The following is a 17,443-nucleotide window of genomic DNA, read 5'->3' on the forward strand; positions in this document are numbered from 1 at the left end:
AACTTATAAGATTTGGTTTAAAATAGAAAAGGAGCTCCATTGGAGCTCCTTTTCTATTTATCGAGAAAGTGATTAGTCTTCGTCGTCTTCATCTTCATCGTCAGCGATATCAGAAATATCTCTGTCGTCTTCGTCTTCGTCGTCTAATTCTATTTTTTCTTCTTTTTCATCCTCTTCGTCATCGTCAGCATCATCATCTAGATCAAGATCTTTGATAGCGTCCATTGGTACTACTACATCTTCAAGATCATCATCTTCATCAAAGTTTTCAATTCTGCTGGCAAGCTTAGTACTCACTTTTACCAGATAGATAGTGTCTTCTGTTCTAACTTCGACAGCCTCAACCAATTCGTTTTTGGCATTCCTAAAGCGGATGATGTTGGAATCATCATATCCATCAGGAAATTTTTCGACGAGCAAAGTCAGAATTTCGTTGGTTAGTTTAGAATAATCTACAATAATTCTTTTCATAAATTTTTATTATAAGTCTAGTAGGTAAGCAAAAATTAATGGCGCCACAATGGTAGCATCCGACTCAATAACAAATTTTGGAGTGTTGATATCCAATTTACCCCAAGTAATTTTTTCATTTGGAACTGCTCCAGAATACGAACCATAACTGGTCGTTGAATCTGAAATCTGGCAGAAATAGCTCCAGAAAGGAACATCATGCATTTCCATATCCTGATAAAGCATTGGAACAACACAGATAGGGAAGTCACCGGCAATTCCTCCACCAATTTGGAAGAAGCCAACTCCGTTGCTACTGTTCTTAGTGTACCAATCAGCAAGGAAAGTCATGTATTCGATTCCTGATTTCATGGTAGATGCTTTTAATTCTCCTTTGATTACATAAGAAGCAAAAATATTACCCATTGTGCTATCTTCCCATCCTGGTACGATGATAGGCAGGTTTTTTTCAGCAGCAGCATACATCCAGCTGTCTTTTAAGTCAATTTCATAGTATTCTTCCAGAACGCCAGAAAGTAACATCTTGTACATAAATTCATGCGGGAAATAACGCTCTCCAGCATCTTCAGCATCTTTCCAGATTTTATGAATGTGTTTTTGCAATCTTCTGAAAGCTTCATGCTCAGGGATGCAAGTGTCTGTAACACGGTTTAATCCTCTTTCTAATAAATCCCATTCTTGCTGTGGCGTCAAATCACGGTAATTTGGAACTCTTTCGTAGTGAGAATGCGCGACAAGATTCATGATATCCTCTTCAAGGTTAGCTCCTGTACATGAAATAATCTGAACTTTATCTTTTCTGATCATTTCAGCGAAAATCTTTCCGATTTCAGCTGTACTCATAGCTCCGGCAAGAGTTACCATCATTTTTGCACCGTTCTGTAATTGTTGCTCGTAAGCTTTTGCTGCATCAACTACAGTTGCAGAATTGAAATGCAGGTAGTACTTTTCAATAAACTGACTGATTGGTCCTTTACTCATTTTGTTTTTTGTTAGTTTCTTTTTCAATGTTTGCTCCGAATCGATTCAAAATTTGGATTTTTGAAAAGTGGTTAATCGGATGGTTTTGATACGAGACAAAATAGTCCCGAATTATTTTTCAAAAATAAATTATTTTTTGGCGTATCCTAATATTTTTAGAACATCTTCTGAACTTTGTTGCTCAGAAAAAACTTCGGTCGCCAAAATTCCATTTTCATCACGATCAATCAAAATGTGTTTTGGCTGTGGAATCAAGCAGTGATGTAATCCTCCATAACCTCCAATTGTTTCTTGGTAAGCTCCTGTATTGAAAAATCCAATATACAAAGGCTTTTCTTTATTGTATTTTGGAAGATAAATCGCGTTCATGTTCTGCTCAGAGTTGTAATAATCATCGCTATCGCATGTCATTCCTCCTAAAAGGACTCTTTCATATTGGTCGTTCCAACGGTTTACAGCCAGCATGATAAAACGCTTGTTTATAGCCCAAGTATCAGGAAGCGTGGTGATGAAAGACGAATCAATCATGTTCCATTTCTCTCTATCGTTTTGCTGTTTTTGGTATAACACCTGATAGATTGCCCCGCCGCTTTCGCCAACTGTAAACGAACCAAATTCGGTAAAAATGTTTGGAACGTCAACTTCCGCCTCGTCACAAGCAATTTTAATCTGATTGATAATTTCGTCAATCATGTATTGGTAATCGTACTCAAAAGCTAGAGAATTTTTTATTGGGAATCCTCCTCCGATATTAAGACCGTCAAGAGTAGGGCATTCTTTCTTAAGAGCGATATATACTTTGATACATTTTACAAGCTCATTCCAATAATAGGCATTATCATTAATACCAGTATTGATAAAGAAGTGAAGCATCTTAAGCTCCAGATTTTTATTTTCCTGAATCTGCTTTTTGTAAAAGTTTACGATGTTTTTATAACCTATTCCTAATCTTGAAGTATAAAACTCAAATTTAGGTTCTTCTTCCGCAGCAATCCTGATTCCAATTTTGAATTTTCCTTTTATTTCAGCTTGAAGAAGATCCAATTCTTCATAATTATCGATAATCGGAATAGCATTCTTATGGCCATTATTGATTAGTCGCGCAATATTAGTAATGTATTGGTCTCTTTTGAAACCATTACAGATTACATAAGTACTCTTATTGATCTTGCCATTTTCCAATAAGTTTTCGACAATATTGATGTCAAAAGCCGATGAAGTTTCGATATGGATGTTGTTTTTAAAAGCCTCATTCATCACAAATTCAAAATGAGAACTTTTAGTACAATAGCAATAGTAATATTTTCCTTCGTATTTGTTTTTTTCCATCGCTTTTCTGAACCAACCTTTTGCTCGGTTGATATTGTTGGAAATTTGAGGAAGATATGTGAATTTTAAAGGCGTTCCGTATTGCTCAACAATTTTCATCAGGTCGATGTTGTGGAATAAAAGGTTGTCTTTATTTAGTTTGAACTCGTCTTGAGGGAAATAATAAGTTTGGTTGATTAAATCAAAATATTTTGTATTCATTTATTTGTCAGGATTTTAGATTAAAAATAAGAAAAAATAATTTTTTAATCTAAAGTTCAAACCCTAATATTTGCATAAATGATTGGCAACTTTTCCTGGTATGTATTGGAGTATTGAAAAATATCAAAATTTAAGATGCTTTTTATGCCAAAAGAACCTTTCAGGAAATACTGAAAAGCTGCTTTGTTTTCGCTACTGCAGGCGGAAAAAGGAATCGCGTTTTGACTTTTTTTCATTGGGGCAAATGTAAAAAATATTATAACTGATATGCAACGATTTTTATTAAAAATATATTAAGAATTGTATTCCAGAAATGAATCTACAATCAATTCATTGTCAATGATTTGTCCTGTTTTTATATTTCCGATTCCATCAAGAAGTGCAAATTGGATTGTTCCATATTCATTTTTCTTGTCATGAACAAGTAATTCCAGTATGGGTTGCAGGTCTTTTTCTTCAAAAACGATGCGTTCAAAAATTGCATCAATCCCTGTCTTTATTTCTTCGTATTCTTCTTCAGAAATTAGATTTCTTTTTAATGAGATATAGCTTTCAAGTATCATTCCTGCTGCAATCGCTTCGCCGTGGAGTAACGTGGTTTTACTTTCGCTTTCAAGGAAATAACCTTCGATTGCGTGCCCTAAAGTATGTCCGAAATTTAGCGATTTTCGGATACCATTTTCTTTAGGATCTTGCATTACAATTGTATTTTTTATTTCAACTGACTGATAAATTAAAGTATCTAAATCATCTGTATTTAAGTTGTTTAAATCTAAAAATAAAGACCAATATCTTTTATCAAAAATCAGTCCGTGTTTTAGCATTTCGGCTAGTCCTGAACGCATTTCGTTTTGAGGAAGCGTGGCTAAATAATGCGTATCGATCAAAACCATTTGCGGTACATTTATAACGCCAATCTGGTTTTTAAGATTTCCCAAATCAATGCCATTCTTTCCTCCAACGGAAGCATCGACCATTGCTAATAATGTGGTAGGGATATTGATAAAATCGATTCCTCTTTTAAATGTCGAAGCCACAAAACCTCCCATATCGGTCACGACACCGCCACCTACATTAATTATAAGGCTTTTTCTGTCGGCGCCTAGTTCTGTCAACACATTCCAAAGCTCGATGCAAGTTTCTATATTCTTATTGCTTTCGCCTGGTTCAAATTCGACAATCTCAATATTTAAGTCCGTTTCAAGATTAGGAAGAAATAGAGGAAGGCAGTGCTCATTGGTATCGCTATCGGCAAAAATAAAAATGGCAGAGTATTTATTTTCTGCAAGATGCTTGTTTAATGCTTCGTAGGCGTTTTCATTAAAATGTATCGGATAGCCGTTAGCTTGGATTGATTTCATCAAGGTATTTTTTCGTGCCATAAAAATTAAACAATATTCGTATGAGGAATACCCAGTCATATTAATAGTTATGGCAAATTGTTTATTTCTAACTTTTAAAAGGCAAAATAAGGCAATTTTTAAGAAAAAATCACCTAGCTCTATTTATATTTGCAGCATTATTAAACAAACGAATGGAAAAGATTTTCAACAATACACAAGTTGCTTTTGCGCTAAAGAGTGATACTGAACTTGATAGGGCTTATTTTCTTTTTAAAATGATTGCATCGGAACCTTTGGTACGAATTGGTACGGCAGTTACGAATTTTGCCTTAAAGGCACATTTACCAGTGGAAGGTCTGATTAGGGCTACAGTTTTTGATCATTTTTGCGGAGGCGTAAATGAAGAAGATTGCTTATCGGTCGTAGATAAAATGTTTACGAAAGGCGTTTCGTCTGTTTTAGATTATTCTGTTGAAGGAAAAGAAGAAGAGGAACAATTTGACCAGGCATTGGAAATGACCCTAAAAACCATCGAATTCGCAAAAGAAAGACTTGCTATTCCTTTTGCTGTTTTTAAGCCGACTGGCTTTGGAAGGTTTGAATTGTATGAAAAGCTAGGAGAAGGAAAAACTTTTTCTGTAGAAGAAGCGGCAGAGTGGAAGCGTGTAGTTGAACGATTTGATTTAGTGTGCAAAACAGCACATGCGAAAGACGTGGCTTTGCTGATTGACGGTGAAGAAAGCTGGATGCAAGACGCGGCAGATGATTTGGTACTGGAAATGATGCGTAAGTATAATAAGGAAAAAGCAATCGTATTTAATACGTTACAGATGTATCGTTGGGATCGATTGGATTATTTGAAAAAGATTCACGAAATAGCAAAAATCGAAAATTTTTATATTGGAATGAAGCTGGTTCGAGGTGCCTATATGGAAAAAGAAAACAAACGCGCTGAAGAAAAAGGCTATATTTCTCCGATTTGTATTTCGAAAGAAGCTACCGATATCAACTATGACGATGCAGTGATGTATATGGTGGAACATTTAGAGAAAATGTCAATTTTTGCGGGTACTCATAATGAGGAAAGCTCCTATAAGCTAATGAAGCTTATGGATGAAAACGGAATTGAAAAAGGCGATCACAGAGTTTGGTTCGGACAATTGTACGGGATGAGCGATAATATCAGCTATAATCTAGCGTCTAATGGCTACAACGTTGCCAAATATTTGCCATTTGGTCCCGTAAGGGACGTGATGCCGTATTTGATTCGTAGGGCTGAAGAAAATACTTCCGTTGCAGGACAGACCAGCAGAGAGCTAAATCTTATTAAAACTGAAAGAGACAGGAGGAAAGGGAAATAAACTTTCTTTTAGATTACAAAACAAAGCCGGTTTCTTAAAAGCCGGCTTTGTTGTTTTATTTAGCAAAGATTAGACGTGCCTAAACTTACAGCTGTTTATTTTTTTGCTATGATATTTATATTGAATTCGATGGAATCCGATATAGTTTGATCAGCTAAAAGATCATAGAATTTTCTCGATTTATAGCGAATATCCCATGCTGTTCGATCAATGACCAATTTGCCATTCATTTTGACAATACTATCCTTAACTTCGATTTTGGCTGGAAAACTAACTGGGTGTGTAATATTTTTAATGGTCAAGTTTCCAGTAACTCTTTTATTCTCACCATTTATTGGTATGGCTTTGCTAAGTACAATTGTAGAAAAGGGGAATTTTTCAACATCGAAAAAATCAGGATCTTTTAAGTGCTTAATAAGCCCATCATCACTCTTATGGGCTTCGTCTTCAATCGTATTCATGTCGATTTCAGCTGTGCCACCTATAAGTTGGCCGTTTTCAATTATCAATTTTCCTTTTGATATAGAAATATACCCTGTGTGAGTATTTAAACCATTTAGCGTTCCACCTTTCCATGTTACAACACTTTCCTTTGAATCTATTGTGAAATATTCTTCATTCCCAACGTCTAGGGATATGGAACTTGCCAAAGCATTGTTTTTATTTTCCTCTTTTACAGTTCCATGGCAACCGAAGAGCAAAGGAGTGATAATTAAAATTAAGTAATTGATTGATGTCTTGTTGTTCATACTACAGAAATTTATTGATTAATAATAAGAAATTTATTGATTAATAATAATTGATTAAATGATTTTAAAAGAAGTTATACTCATTATTGCTTACCGGCTGCATCTTTAAAACTTGTGACGGTCTTTCCTTCATAGTGCGAAACTACTTTGAAATTTTTCGGCTTGAAGGATCTGAATTGTAAATAAAATTGTAAACTTTGTAAATAAAAACTTGACACTATGCATCATAGTCGAAATCACCTTTTTGGAAAACGCAAATACCTGTTAGGATTGATATTACTTTTGTTTGTCTCAGTAATCTGCGTGGCTTTCAGTACGGAGGATAGTAACGATTTTGATATAGCCAAAAGAGAAGTTTTGCTCCGTAAAATCGGACATGAGCTACTTTTACAATCGGGAGACAATACTTCAAGAGTGCTTCCTGTAAAAAAGATCGCCGAAAATGAGTACCAGATTACGTTTGAGAATGACCTAACTTTTCAACCGGACTCGCTAATGAATACTACTAGGCGTTTTTTAGACAAAGCTCCGCTCGTAGGTGATTATATTGTTAACGTTCTGAACTGTAGTAATGGGAGTGTAGCTTATGGGTATGCTATATCAAAAAATAAGGAAGATGAAATTGTAGCCTGTACGGGAAGAAGTCAACCCAGAGCATGTTACATAATCAATATTAAATTCAAACCAACTGGCATAAATACAGCTAAGAATGGATACCTTCTGGCCAGCTTGCCATTTTTAGCATTTGTCGGTTTTGTTTTTTTTAAATCGGTTAAACCACGAAGAGTTTTGCGTGACAATCATCACGCAAATAAGTTCACTTTAAGCTCGGTGCTGTTTGATGCGGAAAACAGGAAACTCATCATAAATGAAAAGACAATAGATCTGACTGGAACTGAAACTCGTGTATTGCTCATTTTTGCGTTGTCTCCCAATGAGATTATAGAGAGAAGCCGGCTGCAAAAAGAAATCTGGGAAGATGATGGTGTTATTGTGGGACGTAGTCTGGATATGTTCATATCAAAACTTAGAAAAAAATTAGAAATTGATCCGAATATCAAAATTGTTGTTATACGTGGTAAAGGATATAGGCTTGAAATTAGCTCTTAAAAAAGTTTGTTTCGTAGTTTTACAAAATGAAAAAAGCCGAAACTTTCGTTTCGACTTTTTTGTGGGCGATGAGGGATTCGAACCCCCGACCCTCTGGGTGTAAACCAGATGCTCTGAACCAACTGAGCTAATCGCCCTGATTGCGAGTGCAAATATACACGAACTATTTGTATTTGCAAGGTTTTCTGTCGCTTTTTTTAATCTTTTTTTATCTCCTTTAAAATAACTTTGTCGGAGTAATTGACCATTGAAACCGTAATGGGTTCACCTTTAGTGTTTTTTCCTTTGATAAAATAAATTTTTCCGTGCTCAAAAGGCTTATTGCTAATTGAAAAATCTACATCGCCATATTGCATGCAATTCTTCACGTCTTGTAAGGTTACCCAATTTTCTTTTAATATCGCTTCAGATTCTGGAGAATAATGCATCGGTTTGCTTCTCAAATCCTGTAATACACGGCAGTTTGGGAAATAGCAGAAATTTACATTTCTTGATTCGGCTTTTGCTTGAAGGAAATAAACGACAATTATGGTTCCTAATAATAATCCCCCTAAATAATAGGCAAGGCGCTGTGAAAACTTCATTATATCTTAATTTTGGCGCAAAGATAAGATTAAAAAACAATTAAATTGATGTCGCTTCCTGGCAAATCAAACCAATCTCCAATAGCTTTGTTGGTTAAAATGCCATGATATAAATATACGCCGTTTTTTAATCCTTTATTACAGCGAATGGCACTTTCTATACCGCCATCTTCAGCAATCTGCAACAAATAAGGCGTAATGATATTGCTAATAGAAAGCGAAGCGGTTTTTGAGTACCGTGAAGGGATATTTGGTACACAGTAGTGGATTACATTATTTTTGATAAAAGTAGGCTTTTCGTGCGTAGTAACTTCCGAAGTTTCAAAACATCCGCCCGTATCGATACTTACGTCGACAATTACGGCTCCCTTTTTCATGTGTTCTACCATGGTTTCTGTTACAACGACTGGGCATCGGTCTTTTCCTCTCATGGCTCCGATGGCGACATCACATCTACGCAGCGCTTTTAGTAGTGACTTGGGCTGTATAGTGGAAGTGAAGATTCTTTGATTCAAGTTGTTTTGTAATCTTCGCAATTTTGTGATGGAATTGTCAAAAACTTTTACGTTGGCACCTAATCCGATGGCGGTTCGCGTTGCAAATTCTGCTACGGTTCCAGCGCCGATAATTACGACTTCGGTAGGAGGTACTCCTGTAATATTGCCAAACAACAAGCCTTTTCCGAATTGATTGTTAATCATCAATTCTGCTGCAATCAAGATAGAACCTGTTCCTGCTATTTCACTTAGCGATTTTACAGCAGGATAGGAGCCATCGTCATCTTTTATAAATTCAAAAGCAAGGGCTGTAATTTTCTTTTTAGCCAGGGCTTCAAAGTATTCTTTTTTTCGGGTTTTTATCTGCAGGGCCGAAATGACAAGTGAATTGCTATTCATCATTTCGATTTCTGCAATCGTCAAAGGCTCGACTTTTAACACCATCGGGCATTTGAATACTTTTTTTGTGTCTTGAGTAATTTCAGCACCGGCATCGCTATATTCTTGGTCGGTATAGCTTGAGCTTTCGCCTGCGCCAGCTTCGATTAAGATACGATGTCCATGGGAAGTTAGTGAATTCACAGCATCCGGTGTCAGACAAATTCGACGTTCCTGATAGGAAGATTCTTTAGGTATTCCAATAAACAGGTCGCTTTTTTTGCGGGCAACTTCCAGTTTTTCCTCTTGAGGCATCAACTGTTGTTTTGTAAAGGGTGTGAATGACATATTTCCTGCTGTGAATTAAAGGTCTAAGTTAAGAAAAAGTTGTGAAGTTGCAAGAACTCAATGCTATAAAAATTAATAACCCTGCTAAGGTATGAAACGCAAGCAGGGCTAGCAATAATTCTATTTTAAGGTAAGCTTTCTCTTTCCATCTTTTCCGACTTTTATAGTAACGGTCGAATGTTCTGATGGAATAAGACTCGGGATTTTCTCAGCCCATTCAATAAAGCACCATTCGCCAGAATAGAGATATTCGTCAATCCCCATGTCATAAGCCTCGCTTTCGCTATTAAGTCGGTATACGTCAAAATGATAGACGATTTCGCCTTTATCAGTCTCGTATTCGTTTACTAATGAAAAAGTAGGGCTGGAAGTCGCATTCGAAACTCCCAATGCTTTAGAAAGTGCCTTAATCATAGTCGTTTTTCCGGCGCCCATATCGCCATGAAACAATACGACTTTGTGTAATTTTTGAGATAGTATTTTTTGAGCTGCTTGATGGATTTCTTCAAGCGTGAATTGTATTTCCATTTATTTAAAATCTATTTTGGGTTGAACACCAAAAACGGAATAATCATTTCTTCGAGAGAAATTCCGCCATGCTGGTAGGTGTTTCGGTAATAGCTGACATAGTGATTGTAATTGTTGACGTAGGCCAAAAAGTAATCATTTTTTGCAAAAATATAAGAACTGCTCATATTTATAGCAGGCAGTTGGATACTTTTCGGATCTTTTACAGCATATACGTCCTTGTCTTCGTAGGTCAAGCTTCTTCCTGTCTTATAGCGAAGGTTTAGGCTGGTATTTCTATCGCCAATAACTTTTGACGGATTTTTTACGTTAATTGTTCCATGATCGGTTGTCAAGATCAGGCGGAAGCCCATCTGTTGTGCTTGCTGGATGATTTCTAAAAGCGGTGAATTTTTAAACCAGCTCAAGGTTAGAGAACGGTACGCTTTATCATTGGAAGCCAATTCCTTAACTACATCCATTTCTGTTTTGGCATGGGAAAGCATGTCAACGAAATTATAAACAACCGTTACCAAGTCGTTATTTTTTAAGGTCTTGAAATTATCAACAAGTTTTTTTCCGCCAGCAAAATTCGTAATCTTAAAGTAATCCTGTTTGATATTCATTCCAAGGCGACGCAATTGTTCTGTCAGGAATTCGGCTTCGTATAAATTTTTTCCGCCATCTTCTACATCATTTTTCCAATATTGTGGGTATTTCTTCTCCATTTCCAATGGCGTCAATCCAGAAAAGATAGCATTTCTAGCATACTGTGTTGCTGTAGGAAGTATGGAGAAAAACGGCGTTTCTTTTTCTAATTTGTAATGATTGCTAACCACGCCTTCAAAAGCCTTCCATTGATCGTATCGCAAATTGTCAATTACTACGAATAGAATAGGGCGGTCCTTTTTCTTCAATTCAGGAAGGATGAGTTCTTTGAAAAGTGTATGCGACTGCACGGGTTTGTCTGCTTTTGGCAAGAACCAATCTTCGTAGTTGCGTTCGATGAATTTTCCAAATTGTGAATTTGCTTCGACTTTTTGGGATTCTAAAATCTCAAACATGCTTTGGTCGTCAATATTTTCAAGCTCTAATTCCCAATAAAGTAATTTTTGGTAGAGTTCTATCCAGTCTTCATAAGAATTAACCATCGATAATTCCATAGAAATTTTTCGGAATTCTTTTTGGTAATCCAGCGTAGTCTTTTCAGAAACCAACCTAGTATTGTCTAGGTTCTTTTTCAGGCTCAAAAGAATCTGGTTAGGATTTACAGGTTTGATCAAATAATCTGCAATTTTTGATCCGATGGCCTCTTCCATGATATATTCTTCCTCACTTTTCGTAATCATGATTACAGGGGTAGCAGATTTTTTTTCTTTCATTTCCGAAAGCGTTTCCAGGCCGCTCATTCCAGGCATATTTTCATCTAGGAAAACGATGTCAAAATTGCCTTCTTCAAAGATATCGATAGCATCGCGTCCGTTATTGCATGTGGTTACATCGTAGTTTTTTTTCTCAAGAAATAATATGTGTGGCTTGAGCAGATCAATTTCGTCATCAACCCAGAGTATCTTTATTTTGTCCATATTTTAGGGTGTAGTTATCTTAGCTATTATGTCGCAATTTAACACTTTTGTCATTCGAATATCTTAAAATTTATGTAAAATAAACGTGCTAAATGGACAACGATATTTTCAAAGAATTATTGAAGATAAAACAAAAAATATTGCTGTATTTTCAACTTTTAAAAGAGTAAAGCGCTAGATTGATATTTTTTAGCATGTAAAAATGATTATAATTCATTGAAATCTAGTGTTTTAATTTGTGGTTATTGGTTTTTTTTGTAAATTTGAGAGGATAATTTACTTTATTAACTTAAATCTTAGCAATCATGGACACGAACAGCAAAAAAACAATTGAGGAATGGGATGTAGAATGGTTTGGTGGAAATTCTACCGTTGCCTTCAACAATATGCAAAATCTGAAGTATCTTGAATCTGAAGAATTCAATGAAAAAGCAAAGGTTATGTTTGAAAAATCCCTAGAAGAAGATCATGTAGATTATAGGCCCCATTCTTTTACAAGATCCTCTTTGAGAACACCGGAAGCTAGAGTAATTACTGAAAATACTCCAGATAGATAAGCCAAAGCGAATCTAAGAATGTAAGATATGCTAAGTATCATCTGATAGTATTATTTCTTGTGCTATAATTGAAACTTTAAAAAAGAGGCTCACTATTTATGTGAGCCTTCTCTTTTTACTTGACGTAAGTGCTATCACTTACGACATTATTTTTTTGTTGGTTGCTGTCACTTGCACTGCCATCGTCACAATTGCTGCAGCTTGCTATAAATGCCCATGACAATAATAGCAAGGAAGAAATGAGTTTCATTGAATTTTTCATAAGATTTTGTTTTTGTTTCTTCCAAGTTATAAAATCGTAAAGTTTGTTATTTTATATTTAAATAAAATTTTTTTATACAATTTTTAGCATTAAAAAAGGTCTCCTGAACTACTAGGAGACCTTTTTCTTCAATACTCTAAATAGAAAACTATTTATTTCTTGGTTTTTTAACAGGTTGTACGCCAGTAGTGCTGTCTTTTCTCACAGGCGACAATTTGTCGGGATTCACTTTCGTGTAATTTTTTGACTGTCCTTTATCTTTCGATTTCTTTTCAGCTTCTATGGCATCATCATTTTTCTTCTTTTCAGCATCAATCCGAGCGGCTCTTTCTACTTCCGACTGAGTATTTCTTGGTGGTTGTTGCTGTATTTGGTCTTGATCTGGCTGTTGGTCATCGACTTTGTCAACTTGTGCTGAAGCAAATCCAATGCTTGCAAAAAAGGCAGCGGCTATTAATAACTTTTTCATGATTTATTTTTTTAGCTTTTTGTATATTTAAAGTTACGGCATAAAATGTATTCTTAACTCTTTTGCTTTTCAATTAACTGCAATTTAACTGCCTATGCTAAATAGTGTTAATTATAGGATTTTAGTTGAAAACTGCCTAACTTGCTTATATTTGTACTCCAATTTTAACAACAGTGAGCCATACCAATAAATTAAAGATATTTAATGATCCTATTTATGGATTTATAACTATCCCGGATACGCTTTTATATGATTTGATCCAGCATCCTTATTTTCAAAGGTTGCGTAGAATATCGCAGATGGGATTGTCCTATTTGGTATATCCAGGCGCGCACCATACTCGTTTTCACCATGCTTTGGGCTGCATGCACATTATGCAAAAAGCAGTAGAAGTACTTCGATATAAAGGAGTTCATATTTCCAATGAAGAAGAAAGAGCTTTGTATGTCGCTATCTTGTTGCATGATATTGGGCATGGGCCTTTTTCTCATGCTATGGAGCATAGTATCGTAGAAAATGTTAACCATGAGGCCATATCCATGCTCTTTATGAACAAGCTAAATGAAGAATTTGGCGGACAGCTTACCTTGGCCATACAAGTTTTTAAAGGCGAATATCATAGGAAATTCATGTTGCAACTGATTTCAAGCCAATTGGATATGGATAGGATGGATTATCTGAAAAGAGACAGTTTTTATTCAGGCGTTGCTGAGGGTAATATCAACTCCGATCGTTTGATTCAGATGATGAATGTAGTTGACGATGTTTTGGTAATTGAAGAAAAAGGAATCTATTCGGTCGAAAAATTCCTTATGGCAAGAAGGCTAATGTATTGGCAGGCCTATTTGCATAAGACAAGTCTTGTTGCCGAAAATATGCTCGTTAGAGTATTAAAGAGAGCAAAAGAGCTGGCCCAGAAAGGAACAATCTTGCCAGGCAGTGAACCCTTGCTGTATTTTATGCAGCATAAGGTGGAATTAGCTGATTTTGATGATGCCGTTTTAGAAAAATTCTCGCAATTAGACGATTCAGATATTATTTCAGCATTAAAAGCATGGCAGCACCACAACGATTTTATATTGAGTGCTCTAAGTAAAATGATTATCAACCGTGACTTATTAAAAATCAAGCTCAACAGCGAGAAATACACACCAGAAGATGTAGAAGAATTGAAAGCAAAATTGGCTAACTTTTATCGAATTTCACAGCAAGAAGCCTCTTATTTCATATTCAAAGGAAAAATCAAGAACCAAGCCTATAATAAAGATGTAGAGCCTATCAAAATATTAAAGAAAGACAAGACGATTGAAGATGTCGTAGAAGCTTCAGACCAGCTAAATTTAAAGGCGCTCTCGAAGCCTGTAACCAAATATTTTATTTGTTTTCCAAAAGTACTTGCGGAAAATTCATAAATAAAATCAAATTTTTATATTTTTGTCAAGATGAAATTCACAGCAGAACAAATAGCAGGCATTTTAGAGGGTGAAGTAGTGGGGAATCCCAATGCGGAGGTTTACAAGCTGTCAAAAATCGAAGAAGGTTCAGAAGGTTCCTTGACATTTTTGGCAAACCCTAAATACCTTAATTATATTTATACGACTCAAGCAACGATTACGATTGTAAATACTACATTTATTCCTGAGTCAGAAATTACAACTACACTTATCAAAGTAGAAGATGCCTATAAATCATTTTCCAAATTATTAGAATACTACAATCAGGTAAAGCTGATGAAGTCTGGTATTGAACAGCCTTCTGTAGTTTCTGAAAATGTAACCTACGGTGAAAACCTTTATTTGGGAAGTTTTTGTTACCTTGGAAAAAATGTGACTATTGGCGAAAACGTAAAGATTTATCCTAATAGTTTTATCGGCGATAATGTATCAATAGGTGACAATACTATTATTTTTGCTGGAGCAAGAATATATTCTGAAACTGTAATCGGTAAGAATTGTACGATTCATTCAGGTTCTATCATCGGTTCTGATGGATTTGGTTTTGTTCCGAATGAAGAAGGAATTTACAGCAAAGTGCCTCAAATCGGGAATGTTGTCATCGAAGACAATGTCGATATTGGATCATGCACAACAATAGATAGAGCTACTTTAGGATCTACCGTAATCCGAAAAGGCGTAAAGCTGGATAACCAGATACAAATTGCTCATAATGTCGAAATTGGTGAAAATACGGTTATTGCCGCCCAAACAGGTGTTGCCGGTTCAACTAAAATAGGAAAAGGCTGCCAAATAGGCGGACAGGTTGGTATTGCAGGGCATTTGGTAATAGGGGATGGCGTAAGAATCCAAGCGCAATCTGGAATTGGAAAAAACATCAAAGAAGGAGAAGTAATCCAAGGAAGCCCGAGCTTCGGATATTCCGATTTTAATAAATCATATGTCCATTTCAAAAACTTGCCAAAAATTGTATCCGATATAGAAGCATTAAAAAAACAAATAACAAACGAAAATAGCATAAACAATGGTTAAACAGAAAACCATCAAGAATGAAATCTCGCTAACAGGTGTGGGATTGCATACTGGGAAAGATGTAAAAATGACTTTTAAGCCTGCTCCAATCAACAATGGTTTTACATTCGTAAGAGTAGATTTAGAAGGACAGCCTATTATTGAAGCAGATGCCAATTACGTAGTAAATACACAGCGAGGCACTAATTTAGAAAAAAAAGGAGTAAAAATTCAAACTTCTGAACATGTCTTGGCAGCGTTCATTGGCTGTGATATCGATAACGTTATCATTGAATTAGATGCTTCTGAACCGCCGATTATGGACGGTTCTTCTAAGTTTTTTGTTGAAGCTATCGAAAAAGCAGGAATCGAAGAACAAGACGCAGAACGTAACGTATATGTCGTAAAAGAAGTTATTTCTTATACTGACGAAGCTACCGGAAGTGAAATTTTGGTAATGCCTTCAGACGATTATCAAGTCACTGCAATGGTAGATTTCGGTACTAAAGTTTTAGGTACGCAAAACGCTACTATGAAAAGCATTGCCGATTTCAAGACAGAAATTGCAGATGCTAGAACGTTCAGCTTCCTGCACGAACTTGAAGCTTTATTGGAAAATGGACTGATTAAAGGCGGCGATTTAAACAATGCCATCGTTTATGTCGATAAAGAAATTTCTGAAAGCACTATGGAAAACCTAAAAGTGGCTTTTGGAAAAGAAAAGATATCTGTAAAACCAAACGGAATTTTAGACAACCTGACTCTGCATTATCCTAATGAAGCTGCCCGTCACAAATTGCTTGACGTTGTCGGTGATTTGGCTTTGATCGGAACGCGCATCAAAGGAAAAATTATTGCAAACAAACCTGGACATTTTGTGAACACGCAATTCGCTAAAAAGATGTCTAAAATTATCAAGATAGAACAAAGAAATCAAGTTCCTGTTTTCGACTTGAACCAAGAGCCTCTGATGGACATTCATAAAATCATGAGTATTTTGCCTCACAGGCCACCATTCTTGTTCATCGACAGGATTATCGAAATGTCTGACACGCACGTTGTAGGACTTAAAAACGTGACAATGAACGAAAGCTTCTTCGTAGGGCATTTCCCTGGAGCACCTGTAATGCCAGGTGTTATCATTGTTGAAGCTATGGCTCAATCAGGAGGGATCTTGATATTGAGTTCTGTTCCGGATCCTGAAAACTACCTAACTTATTTTATGAAAATCGACAATGTAAAATTCAAGCACAAAGTATTGCCTGGAGATACCCTGATTTTCAAATGCGATTTGATTTCTCCGATCAGAAGAGGGATCTGCCACATGCAAGCGAATGCTTATGCTAACGGAAAGTTAGTAGCGGAAGCCGAGCTAATGGCGCAAATCGCAAAAATCAACTAAAAAGAAATTTATGAATCAACCATTAGCATACGTTCACCCTGGCGCAAAAATCGCTAAAAATGTTGTAATAGAGCCGTTCACTACAATCCATAATAATGTAGTAATTGGCGACGGAACCTGGATTGGTTCTAATGTTACCATCATGGAAGGCGCTAGAATAGGGAAGAACTGTAATATATTTCCAGGTGCCGTAATTTCTGCAGTACCGCAAGACTTAAAATTTGGAGGTGAAGATTCACTAGCTATTATCGGCGACAATTCAACAATAAGAGAATGCGTTACCATTAATAGAGGCACAATTGCTTCTGGACAGACTGTGATTGGCAAAAATTGCTTGGTTATGGCCACTGCCCATATTGCCCACGATTGTCATATCGGCGACAATGCAATTATCGTTAACGGTGTAGCATTGGCAGGTCACGTTACCGTTGGTAATTATGCAATTATTGGAGGTCTGGCGGCGGTGCACCAATTCATCAATATTGGAGACCATGCTATGATTTCTGGCGGCTCTTTGGTTAGAAAAGACGTACCTCCTTATACTAAAGCCGCAAAAGAACCGCTTTCTTATGTAGGAATCAATTCAGTAGGTCTGAGAAGAAGAGGCTTTTCAACAGAAAAAATCAGAGAAATTCAAGAGATTTACAGAATTTTATACCAGAAAAATTACAATACGACCCAAGCTTTGGGAATTATTGAAGCTGAAATGGAAGCGACTCCAGAAAGAGATGAAATTATTCTGTTTATCAGAAATTCATCAAGAGGAGTAATGAAAGGATATACTGGGATTTATTAATTCCCAAGAATAAAAATTTTACAAAAAACGAAATAACAAACAAACAA

The 17,443-nt window shown here is 36.1% G+C and carries 17 protein-coding genes and 1 tRNA gene; 7 read left to right on the plus strand and 11 right to left on the minus strand.

From position 1 onward, the window contains the following. Positions 1-72: 72 nt before the first annotated feature. From OLM56_RS11780 to aroB, 4 genes are all read right to left on the minus strand, one after another. Entirely contained in the window at positions 73-471 is a 399-nt protein-coding gene (locus tag OLM56_RS11780) for a DNA primase (protein ID WP_264527096.1), read from the minus strand. A 9-nt stretch (positions 472-480) separates the two neighbouring features. Then, a complete protein-coding gene (locus OLM56_RS11785) occupies positions 481-1,452 on the minus strand; it encodes a deoxyhypusine synthase family protein (RefSeq protein WP_182494495.1) in 972 nt (323 codons plus the stop codon). 129 nt (positions 1,453-1,581) lie between these two features. Further along, entirely contained in the window at positions 1,582-2,982 is a 1,401-nt protein-coding gene (locus OLM56_RS11790; RefSeq protein WP_121376978.1) for an arginine decarboxylase, read from the minus strand. A 293-nt stretch (positions 2,983-3,275) separates the two neighbouring features. After that, positions 3,276-4,343 carry a 3-dehydroquinate synthase gene (gene aroB / locus OLM56_RS11795; RefSeq protein WP_264527097.1) on the minus strand — a complete coding sequence of 356 codons (1,068 nt, stop codon included), beginning with the start codon at positions 4,341-4,343 and terminating at the stop codon, positions 3,276-3,278. Positions 4,344-4,516: 173 nt separating this feature from the next. On the opposite strand from aroB, the gene OLM56_RS11800 reads away from it, so the two are divergent. After that, positions 4,517-5,686, plus strand: coding sequence for a proline dehydrogenase family protein (locus OLM56_RS11800; protein WP_264527098.1), 1,170 nt, complete (start codon positions 4,517-4,519; stop codon positions 5,684-5,686). Positions 5,687-5,781: 95 nt separating this feature from the next. Here OLM56_RS11800 and OLM56_RS11805 read toward each other — a convergent pair whose 3' ends face one another. Beyond that, entirely contained in the window at positions 5,782-6,435 is a 654-nt protein-coding gene (locus tag OLM56_RS11805; RefSeq protein WP_264527099.1) for a YceI family protein, read from the minus strand. 219 nt (positions 6,436-6,654) lie between these two features. Between OLM56_RS11805 and OLM56_RS11810 the strand changes: the two genes are divergently transcribed. Beyond that, on the plus strand, positions 6,655-7,545 hold the full coding sequence (locus tag OLM56_RS11810) for a winged helix-turn-helix domain-containing protein (protein ID WP_264527100.1): 891 nt from the start codon (positions 6,655-6,657) through the stop codon (positions 7,543-7,545). 62 nt (positions 7,546-7,607) lie between these two features. Here OLM56_RS11810 and OLM56_RS11815 read toward each other — a convergent pair. The 5 genes from OLM56_RS11815 to OLM56_RS11835 all read right to left on the minus strand — a co-directional run bounded on the left by OLM56_RS11815 (position 7,608) and on the right by OLM56_RS11835 (position 11,445). Continuing rightward, positions 7,608-7,682, minus strand: a tRNA-Val gene (locus OLM56_RS11815). A gap of 60 nt (positions 7,683-7,742) precedes the next feature. Further along, a complete protein-coding gene (locus OLM56_RS11820; protein ID WP_121376984.1) occupies positions 7,743-8,129 on the minus strand; it encodes a DUF4258 domain-containing protein in 387 nt (128 codons plus the stop codon). 29 nt (positions 8,130-8,158) lie between these two features. Further along, complete coding sequence (locus OLM56_RS11825; protein WP_121376985.1) at positions 8,159-9,352, minus strand: alanine dehydrogenase; 1,194 nt, start codon at positions 9,350-9,352, stop codon at positions 8,159-8,161. 120 nt (positions 9,353-9,472) lie between these two features. Continuing rightward, positions 9,473-9,880 carry a tRNA (adenosine(37)-N6)-threonylcarbamoyltransferase complex ATPase subunit type 1 TsaE gene (tsaE, locus tag OLM56_RS11830; protein WP_264527101.1) on the minus strand — a complete coding sequence of 136 codons (408 nt, stop codon included), beginning with the start codon at positions 9,878-9,880 and terminating at the stop codon, positions 9,473-9,475. Positions 9,881-9,891: 11 nt separating this feature from the next. Continuing rightward, the gene (locus OLM56_RS11835) at positions 9,892-11,445 is read right to left on the minus strand and encodes a response regulator (RefSeq protein ID WP_264527102.1); all 1,554 of its coding nucleotides are present in this window, start codon (positions 11,443-11,445) and stop codon (positions 9,892-9,894) included. Between the two features lie 305 nt (positions 11,446-11,750). Between OLM56_RS11835 and OLM56_RS11840 the strand changes: the two genes are divergently transcribed. Further along, positions 11,751-12,002: a hypothetical protein gene (locus OLM56_RS11840; RefSeq protein ID WP_264527103.1), complete on the plus strand. Its 252-nt coding sequence runs from the start codon at positions 11,751-11,753 to the stop codon at positions 12,000-12,002. 410 nt (positions 12,003-12,412) lie between these two features. On the opposite strand, the gene OLM56_RS11845 is transcribed toward OLM56_RS11840, so the two are convergent. Continuing rightward, positions 12,413-12,733 carry a hypothetical protein gene (locus tag OLM56_RS11845; protein WP_264527104.1) on the minus strand — a complete coding sequence of 107 codons (321 nt, stop codon included), beginning with the start codon at positions 12,731-12,733 and terminating at the stop codon, positions 12,413-12,415. 173 nt (positions 12,734-12,906) lie between these two features. Between OLM56_RS11845 and OLM56_RS11850 the strand changes: the two genes are divergently transcribed. Genes OLM56_RS11850 through lpxA form a run of 4 tightly spaced genes read left to right on the plus strand, consistent with a single transcriptional unit; the run spans position 12,907 to position 17,396 of the window. Continuing rightward, complete coding sequence (locus OLM56_RS11850; protein WP_264527105.1) at positions 12,907-14,145, plus strand: HD domain-containing protein; 1,239 nt, start codon at positions 12,907-12,909, stop codon at positions 14,143-14,145. 30 nt (positions 14,146-14,175) lie between these two features. Further along, on the plus strand, positions 14,176-15,219 hold the full coding sequence (gene lpxD / locus OLM56_RS11855) for a UDP-3-O-(3-hydroxymyristoyl)glucosamine N-acyltransferase (protein ID WP_121376991.1): 1,044 nt from the start codon (positions 14,176-14,178) through the stop codon (positions 15,217-15,219). Further along, positions 15,212-16,600: a bifunctional UDP-3-O-[3-hydroxymyristoyl] N-acetylglucosamine deacetylase/3-hydroxyacyl-ACP dehydratase gene (locus OLM56_RS11860; protein WP_182494485.1), complete on the plus strand. Its 1,389-nt coding sequence runs from the start codon at positions 15,212-15,214 to the stop codon at positions 16,598-16,600. Before lpxD ends, OLM56_RS11860 begins: the two co-directional genes overlap by 8 nt. A 10-nt stretch (positions 16,601-16,610) precedes the next feature. Beyond that, positions 16,611-17,396: an acyl-ACP--UDP-N-acetylglucosamine O-acyltransferase gene (gene lpxA, locus OLM56_RS11865; RefSeq protein ID WP_121376993.1), complete on the plus strand. Its 786-nt coding sequence runs from the start codon at positions 16,611-16,613 to the stop codon at positions 17,394-17,396. The last annotated feature ends 47 nt before the right edge of the window (positions 17,397-17,443 follow it).

This window comes from Flavobacterium sp. N2550 (genome assembly GCF_025947265.1).
Classification (GTDB): Bacteria; Bacteroidota; Bacteroidia; order Flavobacteriales; family Flavobacteriaceae; genus Flavobacterium; species Flavobacterium endophyticum.